The organism is Luteibacter rhizovicinus, from assembly GCF_004342265.1.
In the GTDB taxonomy this organism is placed as follows: domain Bacteria; phylum Pseudomonadota; class Gammaproteobacteria; order Xanthomonadales; family Rhodanobacteraceae; genus Luteibacter; species Luteibacter rhizovicinus_B.
In genome coordinates this window covers 319,809-346,137 of record NZ_SMCS01000003.1, presented here as the reverse complement: position 1 = coordinate 346,137, position 26,329 = coordinate 319,809, and the positions used below count along the sequence as shown (strand labels likewise).

The following is a 26,329-nucleotide window of genomic DNA, read 5'->3' as shown; positions in this document are numbered from 1 at the left end:
CTCCGGAAGGCATGGTGTCGCGGGCGAGCATACGATGGTTTGCGGGCTATGGCGCAGTGCAGCTTGTTCGTCCGGGCGCGGACGTTACACTCGTCGGACCACAGGTGTCCTGCCGCCGTCATTCCGGCGTGCAGGGTGAAACGGGAAGCTGGTGCGGATCGATCGATCCCAAGCCGGCGCTGCCCCCGCAACGGTAGGCGAGAAAACCCGACTGAAGAACCACTGCGAAAGCGGGAAGGTGTCGGGGTGGTGCTGATCGCATCGCTCGCAAGCCCGGAGACCGGCCAGTGGCGGACACCTTGCGTGTCCTTCCTCGGGTGTTGCGGTGGGCAACCAGGCGAGCTTCGTCGGTGCCGCATCCGCTCGCATCGACGTGTCTTGTCTGGCTCCGCAGCTCCCTTCGCGGGTGAGCGATATGGAGACAAGACAAATGAACAAATTGAGCGGCGTTGCGACCGAAGTCGCAAGCGTTAAATTACTGATCGGCGGCGCGTTCGTCGAATCGACCTCCACGCAATGGCGCGATGTCGTCAATCCGGCGACCCAGGACGTCCTGGCGCGCGTTCCTTTCGCGACGGCTAACGAAGTGGATGCCGCCGTGGCATCGGCCAAAGAAGCATTCCGGACCTGGCGCAAGACACCTATCGGCGTGCGTGCACGCATCTTCCTCAAGTATCAGCAGCTGATCCGCGAACACATGGGCGAACTCGCCTCGATCCTCACGGCCGAGCAGGGCAAGACGCTGCCCGATGCCGAAGGCGATGTTTTCCGTGGGCTGGAAGTCGTGGAACACGCAGCGGGTATCGGCAACCTGCAACTGGGCGAACTGGCCAACAACGTTGCCGGTGGTGTCGATACCTATACGTTATTGCAGCCGCTTGGCGTCTGCGCAGGCATTACGCCGTTCAATTTCCCGGCGATGATTCCGCTGTGGATGTTTCCCATGGCGATCGCGACCGGCAATACCTTCGTGCTGAAGCCATCGGAGCAGGACCCGATGGTGACGATGCGCCTGGTCGAACTCGCGCTGGAAGCAGGCATTCCCAAGGGTGTGCTCAATGTCGTCCACGGCGGCGAAGAGGTCGTCAACGCCATCTGCGACCACCCCGATATCAAGGCCGTGTCGTTCGTCGGATCGACGAAGGTGGGTACGCATGTCTATCACCGTGCATCGCAGGCCGGGAAGCGCGTCCAGTGCATGATGGGTGCGAAGAATCACGCGGTGGTGCTTCCGGATGCCAACCGCGAGCAGACGCTCAACGCGCTTGCCGGTGCGGCGTTCGGTGCGGCGGGTCAGCGTTGCATGGCAGCGTCGACCGCGGTCCTGGTGGGCGAGGCGCGTTCCTGGATTCCCGAACTCGTAGCGAAGGCAAAAACCCTCCGGGTCAATGCGGGCAGCGAGTCCGGTACCGATGTCGGCCCACTTATTTCCCGTGCGGCGCGCGAACGGGTAGAAGGCTATATCGCTTCCGGCGTACAGCAGGGCGCGATCCTGGAGCTCGACGGACGTTCGCCGAACGTGCCCGGTTACGAGAGCGGAAACTTCGTCGGACCCACGATCTTCTCGGGCGTCAAACCCGGTATGCGGATCTACGACGAAGAAATCTTCGGCCCGGTACTCGTCATCCTCGGTGCGGATTCGCTGGACGAAGCCATCGAGCTGATCAACGCCAATCCCAACGGAAACGGCACGGCTCTCTTCACGCAAAGCGGCGCCGCCGCACGTCGTTTCCAGGAGGACATCGATGTCGGTCAGGTGGGTATCAATGTGCCGATTCCGGTGCCCGTACCGTTGTTTTCGTTTACAGGGTCGCGCGCATCGAAGCTTGGTGACCTCGGTCCCTACGGTAAGCAGGTCGTTCTTTTTTATACCCAGACCAAGACGGTGACGCAGCGCTGGTTCGACGACGACACGCTGCACGTCGGGGTCAACACCACGATCAGTCTGAAGTAATGGTGGCGGCCATGGATATTCACGTGACGCCGCCGCCATGGGATCTCGGTGAGGATCAGCTTGCCTTCCGCGAGGCGGCCCGGGCCTTTGCCGTGGCGGAACTGGCGCCGCACGCCGCGCGCTGGGACGCGCACTGCGAATTTCCGCGCGAAGCCATCGGCAAGGCGGGCGAGCTGGGTTTCTGCGGGCTGTATGTCGACGAGATCGCCGGCGGATCGGGCCTGACCCGGCTGGACGCCGCGATCGTGTTCGAAGAACTGGCGGCTATCGACCCCTCTACAGCGGCTTTTATCAGCATCCACAACATGGCGACGTGGATGCTGACGGCGCATGCGCTCCCCGCGCTGAGGGACGTATGGGGACCGCCGCTCGCATCGGGCAGGAAGCTTGCTTCGTATTGCCTGACCGAGCCCGGCGCGGGCTCCGACGCCGCCTCGCTGAAGACGCGAGCTGTGCGCGATGGCGATCACTACGTTATCGACGGCGCGAAAGCGTTCATCTCCGGTGCGGGTGCCACCGATGTCATGGTGGTGATGGCGCGCACGGGCGGTAATGGTGCCGGTGGCATCAGCGCATTCGCGGTGCCCGCCGATGCGCAGGGTATCGGTTACGGTCGTAAGGAAGAAAAGCTGGGCTGGAACAGCCAGCCCACGCGCGGCGTCAGTTTCGACGGCGTGCGTGTTCCTCTCGATCATCTGCTGGGCGAGCAGGGCGGCGGTTTCAGGCTCGCCATGAAAGGCCTCGATGGCGGACGCACGAATATCGCCGCATGCTCGCTCGGTGCCGCACAGGGCGCGATCGATGCGGCGCGGCGTTACATGGGCGAGCGGCGGCAGTTCGGAAAGAAGATTGGCGAATTCCAGGCATTGCAGTTCAAGCTCGCCGACATGGCGACCCAGCTGGTCGCCGCGCGACAGATGGTGCATACGGCGGCACGCAAACTCGACGCCGGCACGCCGGATGCGTCCGTGTGGTGCGCCATGGCCAAGCGGTTCGCCACGGACGCCGGCTTTGCGATCTGCAACGATGCGCTGCAGATCCATGGCGGATACGGCTATATCCGCGAATACCCGATCGAGCGATTGCTCCGCGATTGTCGCGTGCACCAGATACTCGAAGGGACCAACGAAATCATGCGCGTGATCATTGCGCGCCACCTGCTTAACACCGAAGAGGAATTGCGATGAGTTCGCACCGCGGCACGTCCTATACGAATCTGCAGCTGGAGGTCGACGATCATGTGGCGATTGTCACGATCGCCAATCCGCCGGCCAACACCTGGACCCGGGACAGCCTCGCCGCGTTGCGCGATCTTGTCGTCGATCTGAATAGCGATCGCGATATCTACGCACTGGTGATCACCGGCGAAGGCGAAAAGTTTTACTCCGCCGGTGCGGATCTGAAACAGTTCGCCGATGGCGACAAGGCGCTGGCGCGCGATGCCGCACGCCGGTTTGGCGAAGCGTTCGAAGCGTTGAGCGCATTTCGTGGCGTCAGTATCGCCGCCATCAACGGCTATGCCATGGGTGGCGGCCTGGAATGCGCGCTGGCCTGCGATCTGCGTATCGCCGAAGAACAGGCGCAGATGGCGCTGCCGGAAGCGAGTGTCGGCTTGCTTCCCTGTGCGGGCGGCACGCAGAACCTGGCGCGGCTCGTCGGCGAGGGTTGGGCCAAGCGCATGATCCTGCTTGGCGAGCGCGTCGACGCGCCCACGGCGCTGCGCATCGGCCTGGTCGAAGACGTGGTCGCTAAAGGCGAGTCGAAGAGCCGGGCGATAGCCTGGGCGAAGCAGACCGGGAAGCAGAGTCCCACCAGTGTCGCCGCCTGCAAGAGGCTCATCCAGGCGACGCGCACGCAAACCCATGCCGCGGCCCTGGTAAGCGAGCGCGAGGCATTCGTCGATCTGTTCGACAGCGCCGACCAGGCCGAAGGCGTCCATGCTTTCCTCGAGAAGCGCGCCCCGCGCTGGGAGAACGCATGAACGACGTTGCCGCTTCCGCTGTTGTCGAAGTGCCCGTGCTTTTCGAGGAACGTGTAACCGCCAACGGACGGCGCATCGGTGTTGCGACACTCAATGTTCCGAAAACACTTAATGGTCTGTCGCTGGACATGGCGCGCCTGCTCGACGCGCGACTGGAAGCATGGGCGGCCGACGATCGCGTCGCCATGATCGTCCTGCAGGGCGCGGGCGAAAAAGCATTCTGCGCCGGCGGCGATCTGCACGGCCTGTACCATTCGATGGTCGAGTATCGCGCCAGCGGACATGCCGATATTCGCGAGAACGACTATGCGCGCGATTTCTTTGCCACCGAGTACCGCCTCGACTATCGTATCCACACCTTTCCGAAGCCGGTTCTTTGTTGGGGACACGGCATTGTCATGGGTGGCGGCATCGGCCTGATGGCGGGTGCGAGCCACCGTGTCGTGACCGAGCGTTCCCGGCTGGCAATGCCTGAGATTACCGTCGGGCTCTATCCGGATGTCGGTGGCAGCTGGTTGCTCGATCGTGTGCCGGGTCACGCTGGTTTGTTCCTCGCACTGACGGGAGCGCCATTGAACGCCAGCGACGCGATTTACGCCGGACTGGCCGACCACTACGTGCAGGAAGTGCATTTCCGGAGCATCCATGACGGGCTGTCGGAGATTGCGTGGGGCGACGATGCGAACGCGAACGCGGCGCTCCTGACCTCGCTGTTGCGGCTGCATTCGGAGGCCGCCGTCGAAGGACCGTTGCAACGGCATAGTGCATTGATCGACGAGGTGTGCGGTGGCGACGATCTCGATCGGATCGTCGCTGCTATCGCCGCGATCGGGATCGACGATCCATGGCTCGATATGGCAAAACAGACGCTGGCCGCAGGCGCGCCCGGTTCGGCGCGCCTGGCGTTCGAGTTGCGGCGGCGCGCGCGCGGTATGTCGTTGGCCGACGTCTTCCGTATGGAATACGTAGTGTCGTTGCATTGCGCGGCGCGCGGCGATTTCGCCGAAGGCATTCGCGCATTGCTGATCGACAAGGACCGCACGCCGCGCTGGCAGCCCATGACGCTGGGCGAGGCCACCGTCGGCTGGGCCGATGGTTTTTTTGTCGCGCCATGGCGGGAAGGCGAGCATCCGCTTGCTCGCGTCGGAACGGGTACGGATACGGATAGAAGGAGTCGCGTATGAATCGGGTCGCGTTTATTGGTCTGGGCAATATGGGCGCGCCGATGGCGGCCAATCTGTTGAAGGCCGGGTATGCGTTGCGCGTGTTCGATCTGAATGCGTCCGCCGTCGCTGCCGCGGTCGCCGCGGGTGCCGTTGCCGCGACGAGTGCGATCGATGCGGTGGCCGACGCGCAGATCGTGATCTCGATGTTGCCGGCCAGCCGTCATGTCGAAGGTCTCTACCTCGGCGATGACGGTCTCCTGGCGCATATTCCCGATGGGGTGCTCGTAATCGACTGCAGCACGATCGCTCCCGCGTCGGCGAAGAAAGTGGCCGCTGCTGCCGCGCAGCGTGGACTGGCGATGATCGATGCGCCCGTGTCCGGCGGTACGGCCGGCGCTTCCGCCGGCACGCTGACCTTTATCGTGGGTGGCGATGCGTCGGTACTGGAGCGGGCGCGGCCAGTTCTCGCGGCCATGGGCAAGAACATTTTCCACGTCGGCGATAGCGGAGCCGGTCAGGTAGCCAAGTTATGCAACAACATGGCTCTTGGCGTCATCATGGCGGTGACTGGCGAGGCGCTGGCGCTGGGTTCCGCGCATGGGCTCGATCCCGCGGTCCTCTCGCGGATGATGGCGGTGAGCACGGGTCGCAGCTGGGCTACCGAGGTGTGCAATCCCTGGCCGGGCGTACTCGAGAACGCGCCGTCGTCCCGCGGTTATTCGGGCGGTTTCGGTAACGATCTCATGCTGAAAGACCTGGGGCTGGCAGCCGAAGCCGCGATGCAGGTCGGCGCGCCCATTCCGCTCGGCGAGCTCGCACGCAACCTCTATGCGATCAACAGTCAGGCGGGCAACGGCGGACTGGATTTTTCCAGCGTTCTGAAAGTGATGACGAAGGCGGTATAAGCCGCCGAACGGGACAGGTCGATGTATCGAATCTGTCCCGTCTGTCCGTTATACGGACAACGTTGTCATTATTCGGCAAATTGTGAAATGCCGGTCGTGTTGCGGTGCGCATGCCCATCGAGGAAGGTGTAGAGCGAGGTGCTGGTTCGTCCTGATCGCGCCGCACAACGAACTGTTAAATGAGGATTTACGACAAGTTCTCATTTCTGATTGTCCGATATCGACAACGTTGTCATTTCGCCGTATCTCATCACGACGTTACCGCGCAAAGCGGTGACGCGAAGGGGGAGGGCGACTGCCAGCGCCGGGGGGTTATGGCTTACGCCTTGCTCTACTCATTGTCCGAGCATCGGAGGCATAACCTAATGTCGATCACATCATCGCGCGTGCGCGTTGCCGTCGCGTCGTGTACGTCCACCGCGGCCCTGGCCGCGGCGATCTCGCTCGCACTGGTCGGAGTCGTGGTTCCCACGCAAAGCGCGCATGCGCAAAGTGCGGCCTGTGCCGCGGCGTGGAATGCATCGGCCGTCTATACGGGCGGCAATACGGCAAGCGAAAACGGCACCAACTACACAGCCAATTGGTGGACGCAGGGTAACGATCCGGCGACCAATAGCGGTCCTTCGGGCTCGGGACAGCCATGGACCTCGACCGGTGCCTGCAGTGGTGGCGGTACGACTCCGCCTCCGGTCGATCCACCGCCGCCGACCAATCCGCCGCCGGCTGCGGGAACGCTGCTCTTCAGTCCGTACAAAGACGTCACGATCAATCTCAACTGGAACACCAACCTGATGCAGACCGCCGCATCCGGTACGGTATTGCCGCTGGTCGGCAGCGGTAGTTTCTATTCGACGGTTCAGCCCAATCTCGGCGCGGTCACGCTGGCGTTCGCCAGTGGCGAATGCGGCAGCGAGAACTGGGGTGGGCTGCCCGCTGCCAGCTTCGCTGGTGCGAACATTCCGGCATTGAACAACGCTGGCCTGAACTACATCGTATCGACGGGTGGGCAGGCGGGCTTGTTCACCTGCTCCACAACCGCAGGCATGGCCAAATTCCTGTCGACGTACAACACCTCGCACATGGTCGGTATCGATTTCGATATCGAAGGTGGCCAGACGCCCGCGCAGCTGACTTCGCTGGTATCGATGGTGGCTTATGCGCAGACGCTGTACCCGAACCTGCGTTATTCATTCACGCTGGCAACGCTCGCCGCGTCGGACGGCAGCTACGGTGGCCTCAACAGCACCGGCGACGCCGTGATCAAGGCGATCAAGGCGAAAGGTCTCACCAACTACGTCATCAACCTCATGGTGATGGATTACGGCAGCGGCGCCAGCTCCTCGATCTGCGTCGTGGCGAACGGCCAGTGCGATATGGGCCAGTCGGCGATCCAGGCCGCGAAGAACCTCCAGCACACCTACGGCATTCCGCTGACACAAATCGAACTCACGCCGATGATCGGCGTGAACGACGCGTCCAGCGAAATATTCACTCCCGCGAACGTCGACACGATGACGGCGTATGCGGTGGCGAACAAACTCGCGGGCATCCACTACTGGTCGCTCGATCGCGATACGCCGTGCTCCAGCAATCAGACGACCGCATCGCCGACCTGCAACTCGGTAAGCGGCTCGACACCGGTGCAGTACACGAAGCGCTTCCTGCACGATCTGGGGCGTTAAGTATTGGAGGCGAGACGATTATTCGGCTCATGGAATGAGCCGAATAATCGTCCTATTCGGCTCACCGGTCTTTGGCTGTCTTTGGGAATGGCGAGCGGGCGGCATTCCTGGTCTTTTGCGGCCACAACGCCTACGCAATATGAGGAGATGAGCCCTCCTTTCCGGATTTGATATCGGGCTACGGTTCCGTTTCATCAAAACGGAACGTCCCTGATGCGATATCGCAAGCAACTTATCTTTACTGTTGCTCTCATGCTCCCCACGCTCTGCACCACGACCCAGGCGGATTCCCAGGTCGATACCGATGCCGTGGCGCGAGAGATCGTCGATGGTATGTCCACACGCGAGAAGATCGGTCAGAAACTCATGATGGCCTTCCGTTACTGGTGCGATGACGACCATCCATCGTGTACGTCGGGGATGACGACGGGGAATCCGGACGTCATGCGGATCGTTCGGGACAATGGTCTGGGAGGCGTGATCTTCTTTTCGGACAATATTCAGAGCATCGATCAGGCAGGACATCTCGTCGAAGCATTCGGGCGGGCGAATTCCGCGAAGAACGTCGGGCTGCTTCTCGCGATCGACCAGGAAGGTGGAAACGTATTTCGCCTTCCGCGCGACAAGGCGACCACGTTCCCCGGCAACATGGCCCTCGCTGCGGCGTACCTCGGTAGTGGCGATGCCGGGTTTGCCGTCCGTCAGGGAGAAGTGCTTGCGACGGAGATGGCGTCGCTCGGTCTCAATGTGAACTTCGCGCCGACTGTCGACGTCAACAGCAATCCATTGAATCCGGTCATCAATGTGCGTTCGCTGGGCGATGATCCGGGGTTGGTGGGGCTGCTGGGCACCGGCTTGTTGGAGGGCATGGCCAATCGCAACGTAATCGGTGTGCTGAAGCATTTTCCCGGGCACGGGGATACGACGACGGATTCGCACTTCGGCCTTCCTGTCGTCGACAAGAGCAGGGAGGACGCGTTCGCGATCGACCTGGCACCTTACCGTGCGGCTTTCTCTTCGACCGTTCGGCCCGATATGGTCATGACAGCGCATATCCAGTACGGCGCGCTCGACTCGTCACGGGTTACGACGCTGACGGGAGAAAGCATCGTCGTGCCAGCGACTATGTCCCGGACGATTCAGCGAGACATCCTGCGCGACGAGCTTGGCTTCGATGGCGTGACAGTCACCGATTCGCTGGAAATGAAAGCGATTGCCGATTTTTTCGATCCGGTAGACGCTCTCATCCGTGTGTTTCGTGCCGACGTGGACATCGCGCTGATGCCGGTCGAAGTCCGGCGTGCCGCGGATGCCGGTCGCCTGTCATCGGCGATCGATGCGGTCGTGGCTGCGGTGGATAGCGGGGACCTCGACCGCGAGGAACTGGACGAATCCGTGCGGCGCATCGTACGCATGAAAATGCGTAGGGGAATCGTCCCGGCGTACGCATCGCGGCCGGTATCCGATGTCTCGATTATCGGAAGCGAAGCGCATCGCGAGGTGGAGCGGAAGATCGCCGCCGGATCGATCACGATGATCCGTAACGACGGGGACACGCTTCCCATCGCCGATCGTGCAGCCAATATCCTTATCGTCACTCCCTGGCAGGAGCAGGCGACCGCCATGCAGCGCCGCTTTGCCGAGCATGGGTTCGCACGCGTTACCCATACGTCGCTAGCCGCCGTGACGGACGCGGAGTTGCGGCGCGCGATCGACAAGGCTGACGTGGTATTGCTCGGCAGTATGACGACTCGGGCGGGCTCGCCTGTCACGAAGTTATCCGGCGCGCGGGGTTACCAGGCATTGTTCGATGCGGGACACGTGATGTCTCACAGCGGATCACTCGTTTTCAATGAAGACCAGTCCGGTGAGGCGAATGTCGGACGCGCACGCATACCGTATGCCAGCGATACCGATGCGTGGATGCGCCTTCGGTCCGCCATGGAGTACGTGTCGCACGCCGGCAGGAAGCTGATTCACGTCACTATGCGCGCACCGTACGACTCGGTCGATTTCGACGATCTTCCCGGAGCGACGCTGGCCACGTACTCCTATTTCGGCTACGAGGGCGGCTTGCGCGGCCCATCGCTGCCGATGGTTGTCGATGTCGTCGTGGGCTCGCTGAATCCGATGGGCCGGTTGCCGGTCAATGTTTACGAGCCGGCGACAGGGGGCTCGGCCGCCGTCGTGCGTTATCCGCGCGGCCATGGGTTGCGCTACCCCTCGGCGGACTGAAATCGGACTCCGCCTTGCGGGTGGTTACCAGAGAACGCCGCCCTCGATGGCCACGGGTTCGAGCCCGTGGGCTTCGCCCAATGCATCGCGAAGATCGACTTCGATGCCGCGGGTGATGGCCGTCATGGGGACGTCGTTCTCGGTGTTTTCGAAGGGATTCTGCATGTCGTTGCCGATCTGCAGTAGCGCGAGGAAAAGAAAGCCGACCGCTGTCGAGCCCAGAGGCGTGTAAAGCCCCAGGGCTTCCACCATGCCAAGCGGGAGGAGGATGCAAAAGGCATGCGTGAACAGTGCGGGATAAGTCGCGTATTGTTGGGGGAGCGGTGTGTTCTTGATGCGTTCCAGGCCGCCCTGCGCATTGGTTAGTTCCGCGAACGTGTTCTCGATCGCGACATGCCGGATGTCGTCGACACCGGTTGCCCTTACCATTGAGGCGGTGCGGGACAGGATGGCCTGCGGCACGTTCGCGACGTCGCGCAACCGGGCGAGTTCGTCGCCCGGCAATCGTGCCGCGAGCTCGTCCCACGGCGTCTGCCTGCGCAGATGCATCCGCAACGCCTGCACGTAAGCGATGTGACGGTGGACCAGTAGCGTGTTCGTGGTGCCGGTGGGGAGCAGGGTGGCGACTTCGCGCGCGAACGTGCGCGACGAATTCACCATCGAGCCCCAGAGCGTGCGCGCTTCCCACCAGCGCGCGTAGGCGGTGGTATTCCGGAAGCTGAGATAGACGGCAACCGCGGAACCCAGCAAGGTGAGTGGGAGTGCGGGAAACTGCACCCAGTACGATGCGAAGAAGTAATAGGCGGCCGTTACGGCGACATCCCATGCGAATAGCAGGATCAGCGGTCTGCCGACGTATTTGAGGATGTGGCCGAGATGGGCGCGGCCGGGGACGATCACAGTGCTGCCTCGCGGGCTATGGCCTCGTCCAGCGTGATCAGCGTGCCGGCGGCCTCGTCCAGGATGGATACCCTTCCGTGTTCGATGTCGTAGACCCAGCCTTGCAGGGCGAGACGGCGCTCCGCCAGGCCGGCCGCGACGGCTGGATGCGTACGCAGGTGTATCAGCTGCAAGCGGACATTTTCTTCGATCAGTGCCTGCATGGCGTCGGCGCCTTCCAGGCGGCGCGCGAAGATGGCGCTGCGTGCGGCTTCCGCGTTGCGCAGCCAGGCTTCCACCGTCGGCATACCGCGGGTGGAATCGGGGGCGAGCAGGCCCTTCATCGCGCCGCAGTCGGTGTGACCGCAAACCACGATCTGACTGACGCCGAGCACCATGATCGCGTACTCGACCACCGCGGAGACGCCACCCAGCATTTCTCCGTAACCGGGAACGATGTTGCCGATGTTGCGGCAGACGAACAGTTCGCCTGGCTGCGTCTGGGTAATCATTTCCGGCACGACGCGCGAATCGGCACAGGTAATGAAGAGCGTGTGCGGAGCCTGTCCCGTCGCCAGTTCGCTGAACAGCTCGGCGCTTTCCGGAAAGACCTTGTGAGTGAACGCATCGACGCCTTTCAGGAGGCCAAGCAGGTCGGTGCCAGCGGGTGTTTCGGTCGTCATCGTTATCGTCCTGTGTTTTGGCCGTCCGCTGCCGGCAGATGTACATGATGCCTGTGTGGCGGTTAGTCCTCCATCCCCCAGGCTAATCGGGCGCCAGGCGAGGGGGTCTCTTCGCACTTGCCAGTTCGGCGAGACTGTCTTATGACTGCGATCTGGATTAATGCAGGGGATAGCGATGCGTCGTTTGGGAGTAGCCGTCCTCGCGACGGTGCTGGGTTTGAGCACGGGTGCGCACGCTGCCGATACCGACAGATGGAAGTTGCCGATAGCGGTAAAGAAGCTCGACAACGGTCTGGTGGTGGTCGTGAGCGAGGACCATACCTCGCCCATCGTCGGCATCAGCGTCGTCTATCACGTGGGCATGCGGCTCGAGCCTGAAAACCGTACCGGCTTTGCGCATCTCTTCGAACACCTGATGTTCCAGGGCACGCCGGTATCGCCCAAGGGCGTGTTCGATCGCGTGATTCAGGGAGGTGGTGGCATCAACAATGGATCCACCCGCGCCGACTTCACGAACTATATCGAGACGGGCCCCACCACGGCGCTTGCGCCCATGTTGTGGCTGGAAGCCGACCGCATGCGCGCGCTCGATTTCAGCGAGAAGAACCTGACCAATCAGCGCGACGTGGTGAAAGAAGAAATCAGGGTCAACGTGACGAATCAGCCTTATGGTCTGTTTTACTGGACCCATCTGAATGCGCTGGCGTTCGACAAATGGGCCAATAAGCACGATGGCTACGGTTCGTTCAAGGATCTGGACAGTGCCCGGATCGACGACGTAAAGGCTTTTCACGCGAAGTTCTATCAGCCGGGCAATGCGGTGATCGGCGTGGCCGGCGACGTCGAAGCGGCGCAGGTGTTCGCCCTGGTCGAGAAATACTTCGGCGATATACCGACACAGACGGCACCGGTGCGCGGCGATGTATCCGAGCCGTTGAATACCAAAGAACGCCGCACAAGCGAGACCGATTCCCTGGCGCGGGTTCCGGCGCTTGCCATCGGCTGGAAGGCGCCGCCGAGGGGCAGCCGCGATCATGCGGCGATGGCGGTACTGAGTCAGCTGCTGGTCGGCGACAACGCGTCGCGGTTTTACCAGGGTCTGGTCAAGAACCGCGAACTGCTTACCAATATCGATGGCGGCCTTAACTTCCCGCTCGGCGATGCCTGGGATTTCGATGGTCCGACGATGCTGAGTCTCTTTGCGATGTACAAACCCACGACATCGCCCGATGCCGTTCTAAAGGGTCTGGATGAAGAAATCGCGCACATCGACCACGATGGGGTCGATGCGGCTTCGTTGGCGCGCGTCAAAACGAAGATGCTTTCCGACTGGTACGGACAACTGGAGTCGTTCATCAATCGTGCGGATGCGATTGCCAAGTTGCAGACCCTGTGGGGCGATGCCCGTACGGTGAACGACGTACCGAAACTGATCGACGGCGTCACCCCCGCCGATGTGCAGAGAGTGGCACGCACCTACCTCGTCGCCGCCAACCGCAGCGTCATCGATCGCACACCGGTCGCAGCCAAGTGAAGGGGTCGAAAATGAAAACGCTGACGCTGACGGCCGCACTTGCGCTTGCTTTTGCCGGTATCGCGCATTCGGCCGAACCTGTTTTTCCAAAGGACCTTCCCCCTTACGGTGAAGCGAAGCCGCTTCCCCCTTTGCCAGTCGATCAACACGTGTTGCCGAATGGGCTGACGGTGTGGATCGTCCCGCGCCAGGGCATGCCCAAGATCACCGCCGTGCTGACGTTGCTAGGCGGCACGGCCGCCGATCCCGCCAATGCGCCGGCGGTATCCGATCTGTTTTCCGGCTTGCTCGATGCGGGAACGACCACGCGCAGTTCGCAACAGCTGGCCGAGCAATGGCAGGCTATCGGCGGGGAGTTCTCGTCGGGTTCCAGTGCCGATGCCATTACGTTGAGAGGTACCGCGCTGGCGTCGCATGCGCCTGTCTTGATGGATTTGCTCGGCGATATCGCCCTGCATTCGACTTTTCCCGACAAGGAGGTCGCGCTCGGCAAGGCAAATGCGCTGCAGGAACTGAAGGCATCGGAAGGCGAGCCCGCGTGGCAGGCTTCGCGGGCTTTCGCGACCGCGCTGTATGGCGATCATCCCTATGCCCGCATCGTTCCTACCGAAGCGTCGATTGAAGCCGCTACCCCAGCCAGCCTGCGCGCCGAATACGCGCAGCGCGCGCGTCCGGATCGTGCGTTGCTGGTCATTGTCGGGAAGATCGATGCCGTTAAAGCGCTCGCGCTGGCCACGGCCACGTTCGGCCACTGGAAGGCCAGTGGTGCGCCGTCCACTGAAACCCCGGCGGTTCCCGTCGATGTCAAACCGGTACGCGTGCTGGTGCAACGCGATGGAAGCGTACAGTCCGCGATTCGCATGGGGCATCCGGCGGTTTCCGCCAACAACGTCGACTATGTACCGCTGACCGTGGCAAATATGATCTTCGGCGGTTCGTTCAGTAGCCGGTTGACGGAGGATATCCGCGAAGACAAGGGTTACACCTATTCGCCGGGGTCGATCGTCACGCCGCGTCGTGCCGGTAGCGAACTCCGCGTCGTGGCCGACGTTCGCAATGAAGTGACCGGGCCTACCCTTGATGAGGTGGACAAGCTTTTGCGCGGCATGGCCACACAGCCTGCCAGCGACGAAGAACTCGTCGGTGCGAAGCGACTGATCGCCGGGCTGTACCTTTATCGCAATCAGCAGCAACGTAGCCTCGCAACCACACTGGCAACGACATGGACGTACAAGCTGCCCGCATCGTTCGTTACCGAATACGTAGAGAAAACATCCCAGGTGACGGCGGAGCAGGTTACAGCGATCGGTAGCCGTTATTTCGATCCTGCCTTGCAGAGTATCGTTATCGTCGGCGATGAAAAAGCCATCGACTCGCAGTTGAAAGCACATGGGAATTTCAGGGTGGTCAAACCCTGAGGCTCAGGAAAAAACCCCGCAACCGCGGGGTTTTTTTTGGAAGCAATGATGCCTTTGCATCGATTGGGTGCTTCGGAGGCGGTGTTGCATATGGGGCATCCCCTACCAGCTGACAGGCAGATACCGATAGTTCGTGCGAAGCGATGACGTAAGGATGGGCCTTATCCCCGGTCAGCAATAAGCATGGAGCAGGTTTCTATGGGCAAGGACATTGGATTGACGGACACGTCTCCGGCATTGGATCCCATTTCGACGCCTGTCGGCCCCTTTGGGGTAGGCAAGCCCGAATTGAAACGTATCGTCGAGGCGATGGAGCGACGGCTCGAAGCCGCCTATCCGAATGACGGTAAGACATCCCGCCAGAAGCTCCGCAAGACACGGCTGCTGGCTGAAAGTATCGCGGCGATGGATATGGACGGGCCTTACACCCGAGAGCAACTGGCTACCGGTCTTCGATATTTCATACGCGCCCAGAACGTGCTCGATCCCTTCGAGCAGGTGTCTGTCCTGCCGGATCCCGAGGCGAGAGCTGTCAGCCGGATGATGAAGTGGCACTTTCGGTCCGCGCTGAACGAGCAGGTTAAGGCCCGGCTGGATTCGGAATTCAGCTCGCTCAGCGCTCACCTGCCCGAAGGTGGCGAGCGCGTCGGTAGCGCATCCCTGGGGACCTCGTATGGGTTCGAGCCCGGAGCCTCGGCACGGCTTTTCGTGGAGGCTGCGCAGACAGTCGCGGGACTTGCGAGCAAGGCGATCCAGAAAAAAACCACCACTTCGGTCGGTGTGGGAATCGGACTTCTCAAGGACTTCGTCGGGCTCGACGCGACCCTTGGCGCAATCCGCGGCAAAACGTATGCGAATCTGGAAGATTACGTGAGGGCCGAAAGTGGCAAGCTCGGCGCCTGGTACCACGCCAGTCCATTGCGGGCGCTGGCCAACATGCGGAGCATCGCCGCTCTGGCAGGTTCCTACGAGAAAGACGCTGGTCGCCTCGCGGTTTCCCGTTCATCGCTCAACGAGCGCCTGGAGCGTATGGGATTGCCCGCCGATATGGTCAAGCCGGTGGGGAGGGGCGCGCCGCGCCCCGTTGAGTATCTGAAAGTAGGGGTCGCATCGGCATCGGCCAAATTTGCGTTTGGCGATGTTATCGAACTCAAGGCCGGGGTACAGGTGAAAACGGAGCGAGGGGTGAAAACGCAGTCCATGGATATTGTGGACATGTACGATTTCAATCCCGACCTCGCGCGTCAGCGGCTCGGGTCGAGTACCTCGCGCTATGCAGACAGCGACGATCTTGCTTGTGCGATGCAGGCTCATGCTAGGGAGGCCAGCCGTCTGTTGACGGATATCTCGCTGGGTAAGGTGGATGGCGGTGCGAAATTCAGGAGTGCCGCGATGAGTGAATCGGCTTCACTCCTGAAGGACTATGTATCGCTGAAGTTGGCCGGTGCAATCGATGAGTCCGCTGACCGGCATATCGTCAATCTGTTAGATCAGCACAAATCCCTGCTTCGCCCTGCATCGGTCAGGGAGTCCATCGAAACACCCTCGGTTCGCAATATCGTCGCTCTTGAGTCGGAGGCGAACGCGCATGTGGTTGGCCAGGCGGGTGTCAGTGCAAAGCTTTCCCTGGTCGATGTGCACCGCCATGAAGAGCCGACCTTGCGAGGCCAGTTCGTCGAGGTTGAACTGAAGGGCGCCTTTAATTCGAAAGGATTGGTCGCGAATGTCGTCAATGGAGCCCTGGGGCAAATGGGCACGCCTGTATTCGATGTGGGAAAGCTCGTGGAGGACGTGGTTAACGTGGGGTTTCCGCAGGAATATAGCCAGACGATTAAGTCGGTTTTCAAGATCAAGGATGGTCAGCCGGTTCTGCTTATGCATCAGACTTTCGACACGGAGCGATCGGTGACGAAGGTGTCGGCGCCGGTCGGTGCCGGGCTGAATATCGATGCAGGGATCAGTGCATCGGACAAGCGAGTGCGGCAAGCGCAACTTGGAACGGAGTCGCTCGATTATCTGATGCCATTGGCGCGCTCCAAACTCGGCAAGCCGGGTCCCACCACCTGGTGGGACGACTATACGAAGCAACATGGGGCAGCTTTCGATACGTTAGGGCGCAATATGGCCAATCCTCGCCAGGGCACCATCCTGCAGAAGGAGATGGCCAACATGATGGCGGCGACGCCGTCCGCGCAGCCGTACCTCGACAATCTGCGCGATGCCGCGAAGCGTTCCGACTCCACCGCAATGCGTGGGGCGATCAAGGAGATGCTGCGCGAGCATGTCGTCAAGACCTACAAGCCGGAAGTCACGAAAGAATGGACGTTACGTAAACCGCCGCTGGTGCGCAGCAGTCGGAATTCGAACGAGATCCGAACGCGTAGCAGGGTATAAGCCACCAGGAATAGAACGAAAAGGCCCCGCATAGCGGGGCCTTTTCGTTTCTGCGACTACGCTATCAGGCGTCGACTTCGTCCTTGAACGCATCGATCGGAATGCAGGCGCACATGATGTTCTTGTCGCCGTACACGTTATCGACGCGCGCCACCGGCGACCAGTACTTCTGCAGTTTCAGGCTGGGCAGCGGGAAGGCGGCCAGCTCGCGCGGATAGGCATGCGTCCATTCGCTCGCCGTGACCATGGCAGCGGTGTGCGGTGCGTTGCGCAACGGATTGTCTTCGCGATCCAGGCGGCCATCTTCCACGGCACGGATTTCGTCGCGGATCTGGATCATGGCGTCGATGAAGCGATCGAGTTCATGTTGCGATTCGCTTTCCGTCGGTTCGACCATCAGCGTGCCCGCCACCGGGAAGCTCAGCGTTGGCGCATGGAAGCCGAAGTCGATCAGGCGCTTGGCGACGTCCTCGGCACCGATGCCCGTGGCGTCCTTCAGCGGGCGCAGATCGAGGATGCATTCGTGCGCGACCAGACCGTTGCGGCCGGTGTACAGCGTCTTGAAATGCGGGGCGAGGCGCTTGGCGATGTAGTTCGCATTGAGCAGCGCGACCTGGGTTGCCTTGCGCAGACCGGCCGTGCCCATCAGCGTGATGTACATCCAGGAAATGGGCAGGATCGAGGCCGAGCCGAACGTCGCGGCGCTGACCATGCCGACGTCGCCTTCGCCACCCAGCGAGCGCGGAAGGAACGGTGCGAGGTGCGACTTGACCGCGCACGGGCCGACGCCCGGGCCACCGCCGCCGTGCGGAATGCAGAAGGTCTTGTGCAGGTTGAGGTGCGAGACGTCCGAACCCCACTTGCCGGGTTTGGCGACACCAACGAGCGCATTCATGTTCGCGCCGTCTGTATACACCTGACCGCCGTGCTGGTGGACGATGTCGCAGATGGCGACCACGTCTTCCTCGAACACGCCGTGCGTGGATGGGTAGGTGATCATCAGCGCGGCGAGACGGTCGGAATACTTTTCGGCCTTGGCGCGGATGTCGTCGACATCGACGTTGCCGTTGCTGTCGCACTTGGTGACGACCACGGTCATGCCGCACATCTGCGCCGACGCCGGATTGGTGCCGTGCGCCGATTCGGGAATGAGGCAGATGTCGCGATGTTCCTCGCCGCGCGAGCGATGATAGGCGCGAATGGCGAGCAGGCCCGCGTATTCGCCCTGTGCGCCGGAGTTCGGCTGCAGGCTGACCGCGTCGTAACCCGTGCACTCGACAAGCATGGCTTCGAGTTCGTCGATCAGCTGCTTGTAGCCCGTGGCCTGCGAGGCCGGAGCCAGCGGATGGATGTTCGCGAACTCGGGCCACGTCACCGGAATCATTTCCGCGGTGGCGTTGAGTTTCATCGTGCACGAACCGAGCGGAATCATCGTGCGGTCGAGCGCGAGATCCTTGTCGGCGAGGCCGCGAAGATAACGCAGCAGCTCGTGTTCGCTATGGTGCGTGTTGAACACCGGATGCTGCAGGAAGTCGATGTCGCGGCGAAGTCCGGCGGGCAGCGCCTCGCCCGTGGTCGCGTCCAGTGCGTCGATATCGTCGATCTTCGCGCCGAATACGCCGGCCAGCGCAACGACATCCGCACGCGTGGTCGTTTCGTCGAGGCTGATGCCGACACTGGATGCATCGATGGCGCGCAGGTTGATGCCTGCGTTATTCGCGGCGGCGTGGATCGCCTTCGCATCGACGCCGGTGACGTGCAGCGTGTCGAAGAAGCTGTCGCCGACGGCGACGTTCGCGCCACGCAGGGCGCCGGCGAGGATCGCGGCAAGGCGATGCGTGCGGTTGGCGATGCGCGCCAGGCCTTCGGGGCCGTGATAAACGGCGTACATGCTCGCCATGACGGCGAGCAGGACCTGGGCGGTACAGATGTTGGACGTCGCCTTCTCGCGACGGATGTGCTGTTCGCGCGTCTGCAGCGTGAGGCGATATGCCGGCTTGCCTTCGCTGTCGACCGACACGCCGATCAGACGGCCCGGCATCGAGCGCTTGTATGCATCGCGGCAGGCGAGATAGGCGGCATGCGGGCCGCCGAATCCGAACGGCACGCCGAAGCGCTGGCTGTTGCCGACGACGATATCGGCACCCCAGCTACCTGGCGAAGCGATCAGGGTAAGCGCAAGCAGGTCGGTCGCCACGGCTACGATGCCGCCGCGTGCGTGTACGGCCTCGGACAGTGCGCGGTAATCGTTGATGCGGCCGAATGTATTCGGGTACTGCAGCAGCACGCCGAAACTATCGACGGTCGAGCCTTCGCTGTCGTCGCCGATGTGCAGTTCGATGCCGATGCCGTCGGCGCGCGTACGCAGCACTTCGAGCGTCTGCGGATGAATGTCGCGCGACACGAAGAACACGTTCGACTTCGACTTCGCGGAGCGCTTAGCCAGCGTCATCGCTTCGGCGGCGGCGGTGGCCTCGTCGAGCAGCGAAGCATTGGAGATGTCCATGCCGGTGAGGTCGGCGACCATCGTCTGGAAGTTGATCAGGGCTTCCATGCGGCCCTGCGAGATTTCGGCCTGGTAGGGCGTATATGCCGTGTACCACGCCGGGTTCTCCAGCACGTTGCGCAGAATGACGTTCGGCGTATGGGTGCCGTAGTAGCCCTGACCGATGAAGCTGCGGTAGACGGTATTGCGATCGGCGATAGCGCGAATTTTCGCGAGCGCCTCCACTTCCGTGATGCTGTCGGGCAGCGCGAGCGGAGCGGGCGACTTGATCGAGCCGGGGACGATCGCATCGGTCATCGATTCGAGCGATGCGTGGCCGACGACGCGCAGCATGTCCGCGATCTCGGCATCGTTCGGGCCGATATGGCGCTCGACGAAGGCGTCGTGATGCTCGAGCTCGCGCAGCGAGGAAAAGGATTTCTGGCTCATGGCGTTAGGGGCGTCCGGGTACAACGTGCCGTGCCGCACGTGGGGCGCCCCTCTGTCCTTTTGCCTGAGAGTTTGGAGGCGATGGAACCGCCTCTTGCACCTTCGGCGCCGGATTCAACCGGTCTCTCCAGAGTCTTTCCCCGCGCGGTGGTATGGGAGCCTGAGCGATTACGGGCGTTGCGCCTTCGGCAGCGGGTCGGGCCCGCTTCTCCCACCGAACGATATGCCGGCGATTATACCCGCCTCGGTAAGGGATTGCCGACAGGGTGCCCGGGTGGGCTGGGGTGTGTCTGGGGTGAGGCCGCATCGTATGGCACCCGTTTTCGGGTAGGTCGATGTAGGGGCAGGCACGGATCCATGCCTCCGATGGGGGTACGGGTCTGGCTCAACTGCCTGTGGGCCGGAAGTCCGTCTGCGTCGTACGGATGTGAATGTCTGCGAAAACGCGTTCATTGAACGGGCCAAAGCCAGTCCCCGCAAAGCGTCGGTCACGTCTCGGTCTAGGGATTTTTCTGAAGGCCTTCCTCTATGGTTGAGCCGGGCCAAACAAGGATTATTCCCTGCAGGCGGTTCCCAATGCGGCCGGTTCCGACGGTTACGTTGAATGGACGGCCCGGGTGGCGCCGAGCAGGACACGCGTACTAGTCCCGCGGGCGGGGTGATCCCGCCCGTCTCGGTCTCGACGTACTATTGGGCTTCCCCTCTGTCGTTGGTGTCCCATGACGTCACCCCCTTTTCGGCTTCGAGCCATCGATCACGTCGTACTGCGCGTTGTCGACGGCGATGCCATGCAGCGTTTTTATTGCGACGTCCTCGGATGCAGTGAGGAGCGTCGCCAGGACGAGATCGGTCTCGTGCAACTGCGTGCAGGCTCGTCGCTTATCGATCTGGTGGCCATGGACGGAAAGCTTGGACGCATGGGTGGTGCGCCGCCAGGCGCCGAAGGACATAACGTCGATCACATCTGCCTGAGTGTCGAAGGCTACGACGAGGCCGCCATCAAGGCGCATCTGCAGGCGCACGGCGTGCGCATCGGCGATGTCGGATCGCGCTACGGCGCGCAGGGCGAGGGGCCGTCGATCTATCTCTACGATCCGCAGGGAAATATGGTGGAACTCAAGGGGCCGCCGGCATCCGTGGCGTGACCGGATTCGTGCGCGAATCCAAACGCCAGAAACGACACCCGATCGGGAGAAAGCTGCTAAGGCGGGGTCCCGATGGTTCGGTGAGTCCGAACTGACCCGGGCGTTTAAGGTGCGTGACCTATGGTTGTTAAATCAGCCCGGGAACAAGTGCATGGGTCCGCACGACGTACTCGCGATAGGCCTCCCCAAAATGCTGATTTAGCCAGCGTTCTTCGAGTTGCAGCTTGCGCCAGAACGACAGAAAAACGATGGCGACCGCCAGTAGCCCTCGCCAGTCGCCAACCAGTACGGCATTGCCCAGAAAGATAAGCAGCAGGCCGGAGTAGATGGGATGCCGCACGACCTTATATGGGCCCCGCGTAATCAGTTGATGATGGTCTTTCAGTTGTACGGTGGCACTCCAGTTCTCGCCAAGAAGATGGCGTGCCCAGCAGGCAACGATTGCTCCGGCCACACAGAGGCAAAGTCCGATTGACTCAAAGAATGTGGAGTGCGGTACGAACTGCTCCCTCAGCAAGTTATGCCCGAACCATTCACCTGGACCGAGCAATAGGAACGCTGCGACAAGAGGTAGCCAATAAGCGACGAGTCGCTTCAAGAGAGGCTCGGTCTGCACAGGGGGCTTTGTTCGGCGGCCACTCCATAGCCAGTAGACCAGAACGACTAACCAGACCAAATTAAGCGCGACGCTGAATCCAGGAGTCATGCGGTACAAGCCTGCGGGTTCTTGAGGCCGAATATTGGCAGGCCAGTGCTTGCTACAACATGCTTCAAGGGACGAACGAACGTCTGGTAGGGACGAATGCGCAAAGCTGGCGGGTACCAGGTAGTGGACCAAACGTGGACCGCGCAAGCTTTTCTGAATGCCAGATACAACAAAGCCCCGCATCGCTGCGGGGCTTCGTCTACAATTGGTGCCCAAGAGAGGACTCGAACCTCCACGGTTTTACCCGCTAGTACCTGAAACTAGTGCGTCTACCAATTCCGCCACCTGGGCAGGTGTCACAAGACGTTCGCGCCTCGTGAGCCGCGTAGATTAGGCATCGGCCCGTGGCTTGTCAACAGTCTGTTTACATCGGATGCGAAAATAACCGCGTCCCTCCATACAAGGTTTCTACGTGACAAAACCCAAGCAAGGCTCCGGCGGTACGCGCGGCCCGAGGAAGCCCAAGGCCACGCGTCCGGCGAAAGCGCTCGATCGCTATAAGGACGCCATGCCGCCCCGGGCGGTCGATCCGCAGGCCGATCGCGAAGCGAAGCGCTACGAGCAACCCATTCCCAGCCGGGAGGCGATTCTGGCGCTGCTGAACGAACGCGGCGAACTGCTTTCCTCCGAGGCCATCGCACTGGCGTTGGGCCTGTACACCGAATACGACATCAATGCGCTGGGCAAGCGCCTGGCGGCGATGATCCGCGACGGGCAGTTGCTGCAGAACCGCCGGGGCACCTATGCGCCTGCCCAGAAGCTCAGCCTGTTGCCCGGCCGGGTAATCGCCAATGCCGAAGGCTACGGCTTCCTTCGCCCGGACGAGGGCGGCGAAGATCTCTATCTGTCGCCGCAGCAGATGCGCACCGTACTGCACGGCGATCGCGTGCTTGCCAGCGTCGTCGGCATCGACCGTCGCGGTCGCCGTCAGGGCGCCATCGTCGAAGTGCTTGAGCGCCGCTCGCCGCGCCTCGTCGGTCGCATCGTCGTCGAGAACGGTATGACGCTGGTCGAACCCGACGACCGTCGCCTGCACCAGAACATCATGATTCCCGCCGGTCGCGAAGCGGGCGCGCGCCAGGGCCAGATCGTGGTCGTCGAGATCACCGATCCACCCACCGCGCATCGCGGGCCGCTCGGTACGATCCGGGCCGTTCTTGGCGAACGTTTGCAGCCGTCGCTGGTGGTCGAAATGGCCATCGCCAGTCACGACCTGCCTCACGAATTTCCGCCGCAGGTCATCCGCCAGGCTGAAGAGGTCGAGCCGCAGGTCACCGCCGCCGACCGCGCCGGCCGTACCGATATCCGTCACCTTCCATTGGTCACCATCGATGGCGAGGACGCGCGCGATTTCGACGATGCCGTGTATGCCGAGCCGCTGAAGGATGGCGGCTTCCGCTTGATCGTCGCGATTGCCGACGTGTCCCATTACGTGCCGGTGGGCACGCCGCTGGATGCGGAAGCGTACGAGCGCAGCACGTCGACGTATTTCCCGGGCTTCGTCGTTCCGATGCTTCCGGAAACGCTTTCCAACGGCATCTGTTCGCTGATGCCGAAGGTCGAGCGCATGTGCATGGTCTGCGACATGGAAATCGACGAAGAGGGCGAGGTCGTCCGTTCGAAGTTCTACGACGCGGTGATGCTTTCGCATGCGCGCCTGACCTATAACAAGGTCTGGCAGGCCGTGGGCGAACGCAACCGCGACGTCCGGCACGAAATCTCCGATGTCCTGCCGCAGGTCGAGAACCTGCATCGCCTGTACAAATCGATGGCCAAGGCGCGCAAGCGTCGCGGTGCGATCGACTTCGAAACCCCCGAGGTCAAGTTCAGTCTGGCGCAAACGGGTGAAGTGGTCGCCATGGGCGCGCAGCAGCGTAACGATGCGCACAAGCTGATCGAGGAATGCATGATCGCGGCGAACGTGCAGGCCGCGAAGTTCCTGTCGAAGCGAAAAGTGCCCGCGCTGTATCGCGTGCATGCGCCACCGCCGGCGGAAAAGTACGAAGACCTGCTGCAGTTCCTGCGCGAATTCAAACTGAAAATGCCACCGGCCGACGAAGTCACGCCGGCGGATTTCTCCGCATTGCTGCGCAAGGTACACGACCGTCCGGAAGCGACGCTGATTCAGTCGGTGCTGCTGCGTGCGCAGAGCATGGCGGTATACCATCCTGAGAATCAAGGACACTTCGGTCTGGCTCTCGATGCGTACGCGCATTTCACGTCGCCCATCCGTCGCTACCCCGACCTGCTGGTTCACCGCGCTATCCGTTACGCCATCGCGAAGAAGAAGCCCGCCGAATATACGTACACCGAGGCCGAAATGGCCGTCATGGCCATCCATTGTTCGCAGCGCGAGCGCCGTGCGGAAGAGGCCGAGCGCGATGTCGACGAGCGCTTCAAGTGTGCGTGGATGGAAAAGCACGTTGGCGAGGAATTCGACGGCACCGTGACCGGCGTAACCTCGTTCGGCCTGTTCGTGGAACTGACCGAGTCGCGCGTGTCGGGCCTGGTGCATGTCTCCCAGTTACCGAACGACTACTACAAGTTCGATCCCATCCGTCACCTGCTATCGGGCGAGCGTGTGGGTACGCAGTACCGGTTGGGCGATCACGTGCGCGTGCAGGTGCTGAGAGCAAGCCTGGAAGATCGCAAGATCGACTTCCGCCTCGTGGCGCTTATGGCTGCGCCGGTGCGTGGAGCGGCGAAGGAATCGCCGGTAGCGAAGCCCGCGGCGAAGTCGGGCATGAGTGCCGCCATCGGCCGCGCGGCGAAGGCCGTTGGCCGTGTATTCGGTCGTGGAAAGAAAGTCGCCAGCGAACCGCGTGCGAGCGATAATCCACCCCCCGCGCCGAAGCCCTCGTCGCGTCGACGCGACGAGCCGGAAGTGGCCCCGCCGCGTTCCGCGCGCCGCAAGGTCGAGGTCGAAGCGCCAAGGCCTTCGCGTCAGGGCGGCAAGGCAACGCCGTCCGGCAAGGGCGGCAAGCCTCGCGCGTCGGGCGACGCACCGTCGAAGCCGGCGCGTAAAACGACACCGCAGAAACCAAGGAGCAAGCCCCGGTCATGAGTGAAACCTGGATAGTCGGCATCAATCCGGTCGAAGGCGCACTTGCCAACGATCCGGAACGTGTCCGCGAAGTATTGACCGAGCAGGGCTCGAAGAACGCACGCGTCGGCGAAATCGCCGACGCCGCGCGCAAGCTGAAAATTCCGGTGAAGCCGGTGGCGCGCGAGCAACTGGAAAAGCTGGGTGGTGAAGTGCGGCATCAGGGCGTCATCGCGCGCTATGACGTTCCGCCCCTGCGTGGCGAGAACGACCTGCCGGATCTGCTGGAAGCCGCTGGCGCGAATGCACTGGTGCTCGTGCTCGATGGGGTGACCGATCCGCACAACCTCGGCGCTTGCCTGCGTAGCGCGGCGGCGGCGAACGTCACCGCGGTCGTCGTACCGAAAGACCGTGCTGTCGGCATTACGCCGACGGTGCGTCGTGCCTCGGCTGGCGGTGCCGATCTGGTGCCCGTGATTGCGGCGACGAATCTCGCGCGTGCAATGCGCATGCTGAAAGACGCTGGCGTCTGGATCACGGGGCTGGATGGCGACACCGAGCAGTCGATCTACGGTATCGATCTCAAGGGCCCCATCGCGCTCGTCATGGGTAGCGAAGGCGACGGCATGCGCCGGCTGACCCGCGATACCTGCGATTTCGTGGCACGGATTCCGATGCCGGGAAGCATGGAAAGCCTCAACGTTTCCGTGGCGACGGGCATCGTTCTGTTCGAGGCACTGAGGCAGCGCGGAGGCAAGTAATGGACACGCATTTTTTGTGGCATGACTGGACGGGGCTGGCCGGCGTCGTCCTGGTCCTGGTCGCCTTCTTCCTGCTCCAGGCACACAAGCTCGGCGGTCACTCGTACACATATCAGTCGATGAACCTGCTCGGTGCACTGGGCATCCTGCTGTCGCTGATCTTCGGCGAGTTCAACCTGCCGGCGTTCCTGCAGGAACTGGCCTGGTTCCTGATCAGCGCTTACGGCATCGCACGCGGCGTTCGTGAACGTCGCGCGGCAAAGATTATTGCCCCGTAGTAGAATGTCGCCGGACCGACGCAATGTCGGTCCGGCTTCGGGGACGACCCTGAAGTCCGCGATTCGCGTTTCATCCGTTCGCGTTTCGCATCGTTTCGGATCGCGCTCAAGAGCGCTTCTACATGGGGACGACCCCGTCTTTTCGGAGACATTCCATGTCGTGGATGATGCTTTTTCTTGCTGGCCTTTTCGAGATCGCCTGGGCGATCGGGCTCAAATACACCGAAGGTTTCACGCGCCTGTGGCCGAGTATCGGCACCGGTGCGGCGATGGTCGTGAGTATCTATCTGTTGTCGATGGCGACAAGGCAGTTACCGATCGGTACCGCTTATGCGGTGTGGACGGGTATCGGCGCCGTGGGTGCCGTGCTGCTGGGTATCGTATTGTTCGGCGAATCCGCTGCGCCGCTGCGCCTGTTGTGCGTGGCGCTGATCGTGGCGGGCATTCTTGGCCTGAAGATGACCTCGGGCGCGTGATATTTCCGCAGATATTGTAGGAGCCCGCTTGCGGGCGAAAGCCAACAGGGCGAAGAAGCTTGATGCTCACGTCCGCGAGCCCGAACTACTGGCTGCGGATGTCATGCGCATCTTCGCCGCTCCGTTGGCTTTCGCCCGCAAGCGGGCTCCTACA

Annotated in this window: 19 protein-coding genes, 1 tRNA gene and 2 riboswitches; of the genes, 15 read left to right on the top strand and 5 right to left on the bottom strand. The window is 62.0% G+C overall.

Annotated features, from left to right (window positions below):
• Positions 1 to 85: 85 nt before the first annotated feature.
• Positions 86 to 303: riboswitch (cobalamin riboswitch) on the top strand.
• A gap of 127 nt (positions 304 to 430) precedes the next feature.
• From EC912_RS09970 to EC912_RS09940, 7 genes are all read left to right on the top strand, one after another.
• Positions 431 to 1,954, top strand: a complete 1,524-nt coding sequence (locus EC912_RS09970) for a CoA-acylating methylmalonate-semialdehyde dehydrogenase (RefSeq protein ID WP_132143483.1) — start codon at positions 431 to 433, stop codon at positions 1,952 to 1,954.
• Complete coding sequence (locus EC912_RS09965; RefSeq protein ID WP_132143481.1) at positions 1,954 to 3,141, top strand: acyl-CoA dehydrogenase family protein; 1,188 nt, start codon at positions 1,954 to 1,956, stop codon at positions 3,139 to 3,141. Before EC912_RS09970 ends, EC912_RS09965 begins: the two co-directional genes overlap by 1 nt.
• The gene (locus EC912_RS09960) at positions 3,138 to 3,935 is read left to right on the top strand and encodes an enoyl-CoA hydratase (RefSeq protein WP_132143479.1); all 798 of its coding nucleotides are present in this window, start codon (positions 3,138 to 3,140) and stop codon (positions 3,933 to 3,935) included. The genes EC912_RS09965 and EC912_RS09960 overlap by 4 nt, the downstream gene beginning before the upstream one ends.
• Positions 3,932 to 5,119: an enoyl-CoA hydratase/isomerase family protein gene (locus tag EC912_RS09955; protein ID WP_132143477.1), complete on the top strand. Its 1,188-nt coding sequence runs from the start codon at positions 3,932 to 3,934 to the stop codon at positions 5,117 to 5,119. Before EC912_RS09960 ends, EC912_RS09955 begins: the two co-directional genes overlap by 4 nt.
• The gene (gene mmsB / locus EC912_RS09950) at positions 5,116 to 6,006 is read left to right on the top strand and encodes a 3-hydroxyisobutyrate dehydrogenase (protein ID WP_132143475.1); all 891 of its coding nucleotides are present in this window, start codon (positions 5,116 to 5,118) and stop codon (positions 6,004 to 6,006) included. Before EC912_RS09955 ends, mmsB begins: the two co-directional genes overlap by 4 nt.
• A gap of 365 nt (positions 6,007 to 6,371) precedes the next feature.
• On the top strand, positions 6,372 to 7,688 hold the full coding sequence (locus tag EC912_RS09945; RefSeq protein ID WP_243649213.1) for a carbohydrate-binding protein: 1,317 nt from the start codon (positions 6,372 to 6,374) through the stop codon (positions 7,686 to 7,688).
• A gap of 213 nt (positions 7,689 to 7,901) precedes the next feature.
• The gene (locus EC912_RS09940; RefSeq protein WP_132143471.1) at positions 7,902 to 9,923 is read left to right on the top strand and encodes a glycoside hydrolase family 3 protein; all 2,022 of its coding nucleotides are present in this window, start codon (positions 7,902 to 7,904) and stop codon (positions 9,921 to 9,923) included.
• Between the two features lie 24 nt (positions 9,924 to 9,947).
• Here EC912_RS09940 and EC912_RS09935 read toward each other — a convergent pair whose 3' ends face one another.
• A complete protein-coding gene (locus EC912_RS09935; protein ID WP_132143469.1) occupies positions 9,948 to 10,823 on the bottom strand; it encodes a bestrophin family protein in 876 nt (291 codons plus the stop codon).
• On the bottom strand, positions 10,820 to 11,485 hold the full coding sequence (locus EC912_RS09930; protein ID WP_132143467.1) for a carbonic anhydrase: 666 nt from the start codon (positions 11,483 to 11,485) through the stop codon (positions 10,820 to 10,822). The genes EC912_RS09935 and EC912_RS09930 overlap by 4 nt, the downstream gene beginning before the upstream one ends.
• A 175-nt stretch (positions 11,486 to 11,660) precedes the next feature.
• Between EC912_RS09930 and EC912_RS09925 the strand changes: the two genes are divergently transcribed.
• The 3 genes from EC912_RS09925 (at position 11,661) to EC912_RS09915 (ending at position 16,831) form a co-directional block, all read left to right on the top strand.
• The gene (locus tag EC912_RS09925) at positions 11,661 to 13,019 is read left to right on the top strand and encodes a M16 family metallopeptidase (protein ID WP_132143464.1); all 1,359 of its coding nucleotides are present in this window, start codon (positions 11,661 to 11,663) and stop codon (positions 13,017 to 13,019) included.
• A gap of 11 nt (positions 13,020 to 13,030) precedes the next feature.
• Positions 13,031 to 14,437 (top strand): M16 family metallopeptidase, encoded by a 1,407-nt coding sequence (locus EC912_RS09920; RefSeq protein ID WP_132143462.1) that lies wholly within the window; start codon positions 13,031 to 13,033, stop codon positions 14,435 to 14,437.
• A 198-nt stretch (positions 14,438 to 14,635) separates the two neighbouring features.
• Positions 14,636 to 16,831, top strand: a complete 2,196-nt coding sequence (locus EC912_RS09915) for a hypothetical protein (protein ID WP_132143460.1) — start codon at positions 14,636 to 14,638, stop codon at positions 16,829 to 16,831.
• A gap of 64 nt (positions 16,832 to 16,895) precedes the next feature.
• On the opposite strand, the gene gcvP is transcribed toward EC912_RS09915, so the two are convergent.
• Positions 16,896 to 19,766: an aminomethyl-transferring glycine dehydrogenase gene (gcvP, locus tag EC912_RS09910; protein ID WP_132143458.1), complete on the bottom strand. Its 2,871-nt coding sequence runs from the start codon at positions 19,764 to 19,766 to the stop codon at positions 16,896 to 16,898.
• A 42-nt stretch (positions 19,767 to 19,808) separates the two neighbouring features.
• Positions 19,809 to 19,907: riboswitch (glycine riboswitch) on the bottom strand.
• A gap of 578 nt (positions 19,908 to 20,485) precedes the next feature.
• On the opposite strand from gcvP, the gene EC912_RS09905 reads away from it, so the two are divergent.
• Positions 20,486 to 20,911 (top strand): VOC family protein, encoded by a 426-nt coding sequence (locus EC912_RS09905; protein WP_132143456.1) that lies wholly within the window; start codon positions 20,486 to 20,488, stop codon positions 20,909 to 20,911.
• Between the two features lie 127 nt (positions 20,912 to 21,038).
• Here EC912_RS09905 and EC912_RS09900 read toward each other — a convergent pair whose 3' ends face one another.
• On the bottom strand, positions 21,039 to 21,509 hold the full coding sequence (locus tag EC912_RS09900) for a methyltransferase family protein (protein WP_243649212.1): 471 nt from the start codon (positions 21,507 to 21,509) through the stop codon (positions 21,039 to 21,041).
• Positions 21,510 to 21,823: 314 nt separating this feature from the next.
• Positions 21,824 to 21,908, bottom strand: a tRNA-Leu gene (locus EC912_RS09895).
• A gap of 121 nt (positions 21,909 to 22,029) precedes the next feature.
• On the opposite strand from EC912_RS09895, the gene rnr reads away from it, so the two are divergent.
• The 4 genes from rnr to sugE all read left to right on the top strand — a co-directional run bounded on the left by rnr (position 22,030) and on the right by sugE (position 26,175).
• Entirely contained in the window at positions 22,030 to 24,681 is a 2,652-nt protein-coding gene (rnr, locus tag EC912_RS09890) for a ribonuclease R (RefSeq protein WP_428993095.1), read from the top strand.
• The gene (gene rlmB / locus EC912_RS09885; RefSeq protein ID WP_132143452.1) at positions 24,678 to 25,421 is read left to right on the top strand and encodes a 23S rRNA (guanosine(2251)-2'-O)-methyltransferase RlmB; all 744 of its coding nucleotides are present in this window, start codon (positions 24,678 to 24,680) and stop codon (positions 25,419 to 25,421) included. Before rnr ends, rlmB begins: the two co-directional genes overlap by 4 nt.
• Positions 25,421 to 25,699, top strand: a complete 279-nt coding sequence (locus tag EC912_RS09880; protein WP_132143450.1) for a CBU_0592 family membrane protein — start codon at positions 25,421 to 25,423, stop codon at positions 25,697 to 25,699. Before rlmB ends, EC912_RS09880 begins: the two co-directional genes overlap by 1 nt.
• A gap of 155 nt (positions 25,700 to 25,854) precedes the next feature.
• The gene (gene sugE, locus EC912_RS09875; protein ID WP_132143448.1) at positions 25,855 to 26,175 is read left to right on the top strand and encodes a quaternary ammonium compound efflux SMR transporter SugE; all 321 of its coding nucleotides are present in this window, start codon (positions 25,855 to 25,857) and stop codon (positions 26,173 to 26,175) included.
• The last annotated feature ends 154 nt before the right edge of the window (positions 26,176 to 26,329 follow it).

Coding starts and splice junctions, on each gene's coding strand:
- EC912_RS09930 (WP_132143467.1), bottom strand. CDS start 11,485: ATGACGACCGAAACACCCGCTGGCACCGACCTGCTTGGCCTCCTGAAA.
- EC912_RS09960 (WP_132143479.1), top strand. CDS start 3,138: ATGAGTTCGCACCGCGGCACGTCCTATACGAATCTGCAGCTGGAGGTC.
- EC912_RS09880 (WP_132143450.1), top strand. CDS start 25,421: ATGGACACGCATTTTTTGTGGCATGACTGGACGGGGCTGGCCGGCGTC.
- EC912_RS09920 (WP_132143462.1), top strand. CDS start 13,031: ATGAAAACGCTGACGCTGACGGCCGCACTTGCGCTTGCTTTTGCCGGT.
- EC912_RS09905 (WP_132143456.1), top strand. CDS start 20,486: ATGACGTCACCCCCTTTTCGGCTTCGAGCCATCGATCACGTCGTACTG.
- EC912_RS09955 (WP_132143477.1), top strand. CDS start 3,932: ATGAACGACGTTGCCGCTTCCGCTGTTGTCGAAGTGCCCGTGCTTTTC.
- gcvP (WP_132143458.1), bottom strand. CDS start 19,766: ATGAGCCAGAAATCCTTTTCCTCGCTGCGCGAGCTCGAGCATCACGAC.
- EC912_RS09925 (WP_132143464.1), top strand. CDS start 11,661: ATGCGTCGTTTGGGAGTAGCCGTCCTCGCGACGGTGCTGGGTTTGAGC.
- sugE (WP_132143448.1), top strand. CDS start 25,855: ATGTCGTGGATGATGCTTTTTCTTGCTGGCCTTTTCGAGATCGCCTGG.
- EC912_RS09965 (WP_132143481.1), top strand. CDS start 1,954: ATGGTGGCGGCCATGGATATTCACGTGACGCCGCCGCCATGGGATCTC.
- EC912_RS09970 (WP_132143483.1), top strand. CDS start 431: ATGAACAAATTGAGCGGCGTTGCGACCGAAGTCGCAAGCGTTAAATTA.
- EC912_RS09945 (WP_243649213.1), top strand. CDS start 6,372: ATGTCGATCACATCATCGCGCGTGCGCGTTGCCGTCGCGTCGTGTACG.
- EC912_RS09915 (WP_132143460.1), top strand. CDS start 14,636: ATGGGCAAGGACATTGGATTGACGGACACGTCTCCGGCATTGGATCCC.
- mmsB (WP_132143475.1), top strand. CDS start 5,116: ATGAATCGGGTCGCGTTTATTGGTCTGGGCAATATGGGCGCGCCGATG.
- rlmB (WP_132143452.1), top strand. CDS start 24,678: ATGAGTGAAACCTGGATAGTCGGCATCAATCCGGTCGAAGGCGCACTT.
- EC912_RS09940 (WP_132143471.1), top strand. CDS start 7,902: ATGCGATATCGCAAGCAACTTATCTTTACTGTTGCTCTCATGCTCCCC.